The 6,223-nt window shown below is 71.1% G+C and carries 6 protein-coding genes; 5 read left to right on the top strand and 1 reads right to left on the bottom strand.

Going from position 1 to position 6,223, the window contains the following annotated elements; genetic code table 11:
* The 3 genes from VG276_06800 to VG276_06790 all read left to right on the top strand — a co-directional run.
* On the top strand, positions 1-968 hold a 968-nt coding region (locus VG276_06800), incomplete at its 5' end, for a site-specific integrase (protein ID HEV8649111.1).
* Positions 965-1,303 carry a helix-turn-helix transcriptional regulator gene (locus VG276_06795; protein ID HEV8649110.1) on the top strand — a complete coding sequence of 113 codons (339 nt, stop codon included), beginning with the start codon at positions 965-967 and terminating at the stop codon, positions 1,301-1,303. The genes VG276_06800 and VG276_06795, both read left to right, overlap by 4 nt.
* Positions 1,300-2,793, top strand: coding sequence for a hypothetical protein (locus tag VG276_06790; GenBank protein HEV8649109.1), 1,494 nt, complete (start codon positions 1,300-1,302; stop codon positions 2,791-2,793). Before VG276_06795 ends, VG276_06790 begins: the two co-directional genes overlap by 4 nt.
* Before the next feature lie 171 nt (positions 2,794-2,964).
* On the opposite strand, the gene VG276_06785 is transcribed toward VG276_06790, so the two are convergent.
* A complete protein-coding gene (locus VG276_06785) occupies positions 2,965-3,675 on the bottom strand; it encodes a helix-turn-helix domain-containing protein (GenBank protein HEV8649108.1) in 711 nt (236 codons plus the stop codon).
* A gap of 265 nt (positions 3,676-3,940) precedes the next feature.
* On the opposite strand from VG276_06785, the gene VG276_06780 reads away from it, so the two are divergent.
* Positions 3,941-4,891, top strand: a complete 951-nt coding sequence (locus VG276_06780; protein ID HEV8649107.1) for an alpha/beta hydrolase — start codon at positions 3,941-3,943, stop codon at positions 4,889-4,891.
* A 1,192-nt stretch (positions 4,892-6,083) separates the two neighbouring features.
* Positions 6,084-6,223: group II intron reverse transcriptase/maturase (locus tag VG276_06775; protein HEV8649106.1), on the top strand; the 140-nt coding region annotated here is incomplete at its 3' end.

Raw genomic sequence — 6,223 nt, 5'->3', positions numbered from 1 at the left:
GCCGCCAGCGGGCGGTGCGGGCGTTCGCCACCCACGCCGCGGCGTACCCGTGGGGGTGGACGCCGCAGATGGTCGATGAGTGGTGCACCGACCTGCGCACCGTGCGCCGGTTGCGCCGGTCGACGCTGCGCGGCTACCAGGCGGCTGTCCGGGGGTTCTGCGCCTACCTCACCGACCCGGCCTACGACTGGCCACAGCAGTGCCAGCGCCGGTTCGGCACCCACCCCGTCCAGGTGGTCCACGAGTGGAACGCCGCCGTGCACGCCCAACAGGCCGAAGCCGACCCGTCCAAGCGGGCGTTCACCCTGGCCGAGCTGCAGGCCTTCTTCGACCACGCCGACGCCCAGGTCGCCCGCATCCGCGCCGCCGGCCGCAAGGGCTGGCTGCCCACCTTCCGCGACGCGGTGCTGTTCAAGGTCGCCTACGCCTACGGGCTGCGCCGCAACGAGACGCGCATGCTGGACGTGGCCGACTTCGGCCGCAACCCCCACGGGGTGGAGTTCGGCGAGTACGGCATCTGCCACGTGCGCCACGGCAAGGCCACCACGGGCTCTGCGCCCAAGCCCCGCAGCGTGCTGACGGTCTGGGCCTGGGTGCCGGAGGTCCTGCAGGAGTGGGTGGGGCAGTTCCGGCCGCTGCTGGCGCCGGCGGGCAGCCCGGCGCTGTGGCCCTCGGAGCGGGCCGCGCGCATCGGGCTGCAGCGGATCAACAGCCGGTTTGCCGCCTACCGCGACGCGCTGGGGCTGCCCGGCGGGCTGGACTTCCACTCGCTGCGCCGCTCGTATGTCACCCACCTCGTCGAGGACGGCTGGGACGCCCGGTTCGTCCAGGAGCAGGCCGGCCACGAGCACGCCAGCACGACCTCGATCTCCGCCTGCGTGTCGGCGGACTTCCGCACCCGCACCCTGCGGCGGGTGCTGGACCAGACCGTCCAGGCCGCGCTGCGCAGGAGTGGGAGGGCGACGTGAGGATCCGACGCGAGGTCAGCTACCAGTGGCGGCTGCGGGAGGTGATGGCTCAGCGTGGCCTGTTTGCCACCACCGAGCTGGTCCCGCTGCTTGGCGAGCGGGGCATCACCCTGTCAGCCTCGCAGGTCCACCGGCTGGTCACCGGCATCCCCGAGCGGCTGTCGCTGCCCGTGCTGGCGGCGCTGTGCGACATCCTGGAGTGCACCCCGGCCGAGCTGATCGCCACCCGCGCTGGCAATGCCGCGCCACGCAAGACCGGCACCGGCGACGCCGTGGCCGCGGCCGAGCTGCCCACCGACCTGCGGCCCCGCCGTGCCCGCCTCCGGCCGGAGTGACCGGTCGCCCCCACGCCACCGCAGAGCAGCACGAACCCTGTGCCCGCTGCGGTCGCCAAGCAGCCAGGGCCGCGAACTGGCAAGACGGGCTGCTCTGTCGCACCTGCTACGAGCGGGCTGTCCGCACCTACGGGCGATGCGGTGGCTGCGAGGTCGATCGGCTCCTGCCCGGCCGCCGCGCCGACGGCACCGCGATCTGCCGGGACTGCGCCGGCATCACCCGCAGCTTCTCCTGCAGCCGCTGCGGCTTCGAGGGGCGGCTGGGTGCCGGCCGGCTGTGTGAGCGATGCACCCTCACCGACAAGCTCGCCGCCGCCCTGGATGATGGCACCGGCCGCGTCAACCCCTCGTTGACGCCGCTGTTTGCTGCGCTCACTGCCATGGACAAGCCCACCAGCGGCCTGACCTGGCTGCGCAACCCCAAGGTTCCCCAGCTCCTGGCCGACCTGGCCACCGGACGCATCCCCCTGACCCACGAGGCGCTGCACGCGGCGCCGAGCTGGCGGACCGCTGCCTACCTGCGCGACCTGCTGATGACCTGCGGCGTGCTGCCCACCATCGACAAGCAGCTGCTGCACTACGAGGCCTTGCTGCACCGGCGCCTGGCCGACCTGGCCGCCGCCGACAGCCCCCACCTGCGGCTGGTGCGCCAGTTCGCCGTCTGGTACCAGCTCCCACGCCTTCGGGCCACGGCCACGACCCGACCCCTCACCCCCAGCCACCGCCAGTTCGCCAGCGACCAGCTCACCCAGGCCCACCGGTTCCTCGGCTGGCTGCAGGCGCGCGGCCGCACCCTGGCCCAGGCGACCCAGGCCGACCTGGACGCCTGGCACGCCACCCACAACGACCACCAGCGGCGATGCCTGCGGGCGTTCCTGCGCTGGGCGATGCGCGCCGGCCACCTGCCCAGGCTCGAGCTGCCGCCGCTGCCGGTCCGCCGGGCCGCGCCGCTCACCCAGCACCGCCGGCTGGAGCTGCTCGGCCAGCTGCTCACCGACGAGGACCGCCCGCTGCGCTCCCGCGTGGCCGCCTGCCTGATGCTGCTGTTCGCCCAGCCAGCCACCCGCATCGCCCGCCTGACCATCGACGACCTCACCCGCGCCGCCGACGGGCAGGTCTTCATCCGGTTCGGGGAGCCGCCCACCCCGGTGCCCGAGCCGTTCGCCACCCTGCTGCTACGGGCCACAGCCCAGCGGGACAACCTCCAGACCGCCACCAACCCCCACGCCCGCTGGCTGTTTCCCGGACGCCGAGCCGGCCAGCCGCTGCACGCCAGCCACCTTGCGGAGCTGGTCCGTGACCTCGGCGTCCCCGCCCTGGCCGGCCGGACCGCCGCGCTGCGCCAGCTGGTCCTCCAGGTCCCAGCACCCGTCGTCGCCCAAGCGCTGGGCTACCACCACAAGACCACCACCCGGGTCGCGACCGAGGCCGGAACGCCCTGGGTCCGCTACGCCGTCGGCGACCACAGCAGGTGGCCTCAACCTGAGTGACCGGCAGGGAATACGCGCCCCTTATCACGCGATCATGCCGGTAGTTTCGCGGGTTGAAGTGACAGGTCCTGGGGTCTCGCGCGGCTGGCAGGAAGGCTCGACCGGGTCGTTCGCGCTGTCACTCCGACAGGGGAAGCCAATATGAACAAGTCCCTGCGCGGGATCGCGGATTTAGAGCGCTGTCACCGAAGCCACTGGCCGTGGCCGGGCATCCTTCATGTGGGCGGCGGGACTGAGGCGGTTCCACGTCGGCAGCGCCCGGGCGAGCTTGGATGGTCCATGCACGCGGATCCGATCGGCCCGGAGGGCGTCCACCCATCTGATGCGGCCAAGGTGCCATTCGATCAGGGCCTTGGCTTCCGCCTCGACGAACAGATCGACCTCGAAGCCCGGGGGGGTCGCGCACACCTCCGAGCGTTCCCCGTGGAAGATGATCCACGACCGGGCTTTCTTCTTGGGGAGTCCCCAGAAGTCGAACTGCACCACGACGCGACGCTTGGGCAGGCGCTCGCGGGCGAGGAACCGGCCGGCCCACGCGTGGAGCACCAGGCCGGCATCCAGATGCTCGGGGGCAAGCTCGATCCAGCGCTCTCCCCACGTTCCCAGGGCTGCCATGACCGCTCCCAGGTCCCTTCCGGCCTCGGTGAGGTGGTACAGGAAGCCTCGTCCTGAGGGATGCGGGGTCGCATGGACCACCCCGGTCCGTTGAAGCTCCCGCAGCCGCATGGTGAGGAGCGTCCGGGAGATGCCCGGGGAGCCCGCGGCGATCTCGGTGAAGGTGGTGGCGCCGTCGAGCATGTCGCGGAGGATGATCGGTGTCCACCGCTCCGCCAGAACCTCAGAGGCGCGGGCGACCGGGCAGTACTGGCCGTAGGTCCGCATCCAGCGAGGATGGCAGCTCCCGACTCCGGGCGCTAGTCCATTTTTTGTTCTATCCACCGGGGGTGCTCCGTCGGAGGATCAAGGCAGCAGCGGGGAGACAGGATCGCTGGGGATGAAACGCGAGGCCGCTCGGCCAAGCGCTCGAACCGATCGTGACGCCGAAGGAGCCACTGGCTCCGTTCGGCTGAGGAGGATGGCAGTGGCCCAAGGTCCACTACGGGATGGTCGCGAAGCGGGACCTGCATCCGAGCACGGAGGAACCGGGATGACTACCAGACCCCATGCAGACAGCTCGATGGCCCGCGCCGACCATCCCGCCGAGGTCCGTCAGGCGTACGAGCGCGTCCTGGCCGGAACCTCGGTACGCGGCCGCTTTGTCGCGGTCGGCGGCAATCGCGTCCACCTGCTGGTGATCGGCACGGGGCCGCCGCTCGTGCTGCTCCACGGCGGCGGCGGCTCAGGCGGGTTCTTCCTGCCGTTGCTGAACGAACTCCGCGGCGTCCGCGCGTTGGCCCCCGATCGGCCCGGGCAGGGGCTGAGCGACCCGATCGACCTCCCACGAGATCGCTACCGCCAGCTCGCGGTCGCCTGGGTCGACGGCCTGCTGGACGCACTCGAATTGGATACCGCCGCGCTGCTGGGCCACTCCGGGGGTGCGATGTGGGCGCTGTGGTATGCGCTGGCTCACCCGGACCGGGTCAACCGGTTGGTGCTGATCGGTCCGCCCGCGGTGCCCAAGACCCGCTGCCCGCTGCCGATCCGGCTGGCCGCCACGCCCGGAGTGGGAGAGCTGCTGTCGCGGTTGGTGCCGCCCAGCCCGAAGTCGGTGCTGCAGTTCGCGCATCACGCGGCCCGTGAGAAGGAGTCCCTCGCCCGCTACCCGGACCTGGTCGACCTGTTCGTGGCAACGTTCGGGGACCCGATCGCCGACCGCGCCACCAGGGCCGAGGAACGCGTGTTCGTCTCGCCATTCGCCTTGGTAACGGCTTCCGGGTTCCGCCGTGGTTCACGGATTCGGCCGGACGAGCTGCGACGGGTGGCCATGCCTACGCTGGTGATGTGGGGCAAGCGGGAGCCGCTTGGCGACGTCTCGGTCGCCCGGGCAGTAGCCGAACTGATCCCACAGGCACGACTGGAGGTGTTGGCCGGCGGGCACGGGCCATGGCTCGGCCAGCCTGCGCAGACCGCTGCGGCGATCGCGGACTTCGTACGGTAACTATTTGGGTTTCCCCTGTCGGAGTGGCAGCGCGAACGACCCGGTCGAGCCTTCCTGGAAGCTGCGCGAGACCCCAGGACCTGTCACTTGTCAGCCACAGCTCGTAGATCAGGGTGTCCGACAGCTCGGGGAGCCCGGTCATGGTGAGCCACGGCTTGGCCGAACTCGCGGGAGGACACGATCGTCCCACCTGCCGCCGGTTGCGACGGGGACATAGACGAGCCCGGCGTCCGGCGCAGTGATCACCTCTATGACGCGGCCGTTCTGTGCCTGGAGGTCAGCGATGCGGTCCTGTTGGCGGATCGTGATGGCCGCCAGGACACCGATGACCGCGACCACGGCGGCGGCAGCCGCCAGCCACAGCAGCCGGCTGGTGCGGGTTGGTTCCCGGGGCTGGACGGCGACAGCAGGCGCTGATGGCGTCACGGTGCCTCCTTCCACTCCGGAGCGTATGGGTCTCCGGTAGGAGCTCGGCGCCGGCCAGGCGACGGATTGCTAGTCGATGAGACCGGGATCAGCCTGTCACGGCCACCAGGGAGACCTGACGGAATACGCGACACTCGAATACAGGTCTCTACCGGTACCACGAGGCGCGAGACGAACCGTGTGGAGGGGAAGGGACTCCACCGCCGAGCCTGTCGCAGCAGGACGGCGAAGCTGGGGGCAGCCGCTTCCTGGAGGCCCAGGAAGTGGCGGGAGCAGCCCCGACAACGACAGGGCGGGCCGGCACCACCAGACGGCTCGGGCCTGGCAAGCAAGACGGGAAGGTGGAACGACGAGTGAACCAGTGGTTGAACCCCCGTAAGGGAATCACCGGCTCCAACCTGGTGGATGTGGGCCGGGATGCAGCGCACGCCAACCGCCTGCCCAGGCAGGAGGCGACTTCGAGCCGCGCTTTCTTTTGGGCGTGGTCGAAGGCCACGGGGAAGGTCTGCGGCGTACCCGTGGCGATGCTGCCGGGGAAGAGCTGGGCACCGCCCCCGTCAAGCGGTCGTCTTGTGAACGTGGGAACCCTCCCAGGGCTGCCCTTCCTGCCGCGCGGCCGGCGCGGTGGCGGGCAGGCTGGCCGTCGGCTGGTGGCTGTGGGAGGGGACGGAGCCCCCGTAGTAGTCCGAGCACGCGAGAGGCGTGTACATGGCGAAGGGGGGCAGCGAGTTCGCGGTCTTGGAGCTGGCATGCCAGGAGGTCGCCGGTGAAGACCGGCGCGCCGTGGCCGACCGCTGAGGAGGCGGAGGCGCGGGTACTGGGAATCCAGGCCAAGCTGCACCGATGGGCCATCGACGACCCCACGCGGCGGTTTGATGACCTGTTCAACCTTGTCTGTGACCCGGC

The organism is Actinomycetes bacterium (assembly GCA_036000965.1).
GTDB lineage: Bacteria > Actinomycetota > CALGFH01 > CALGFH01 > CALGFH01 > DASYUT01.
Note: the sequence above shows the minus strand (reverse complement) of the source record. Positions and strands in the feature narration are given on the sequence as shown.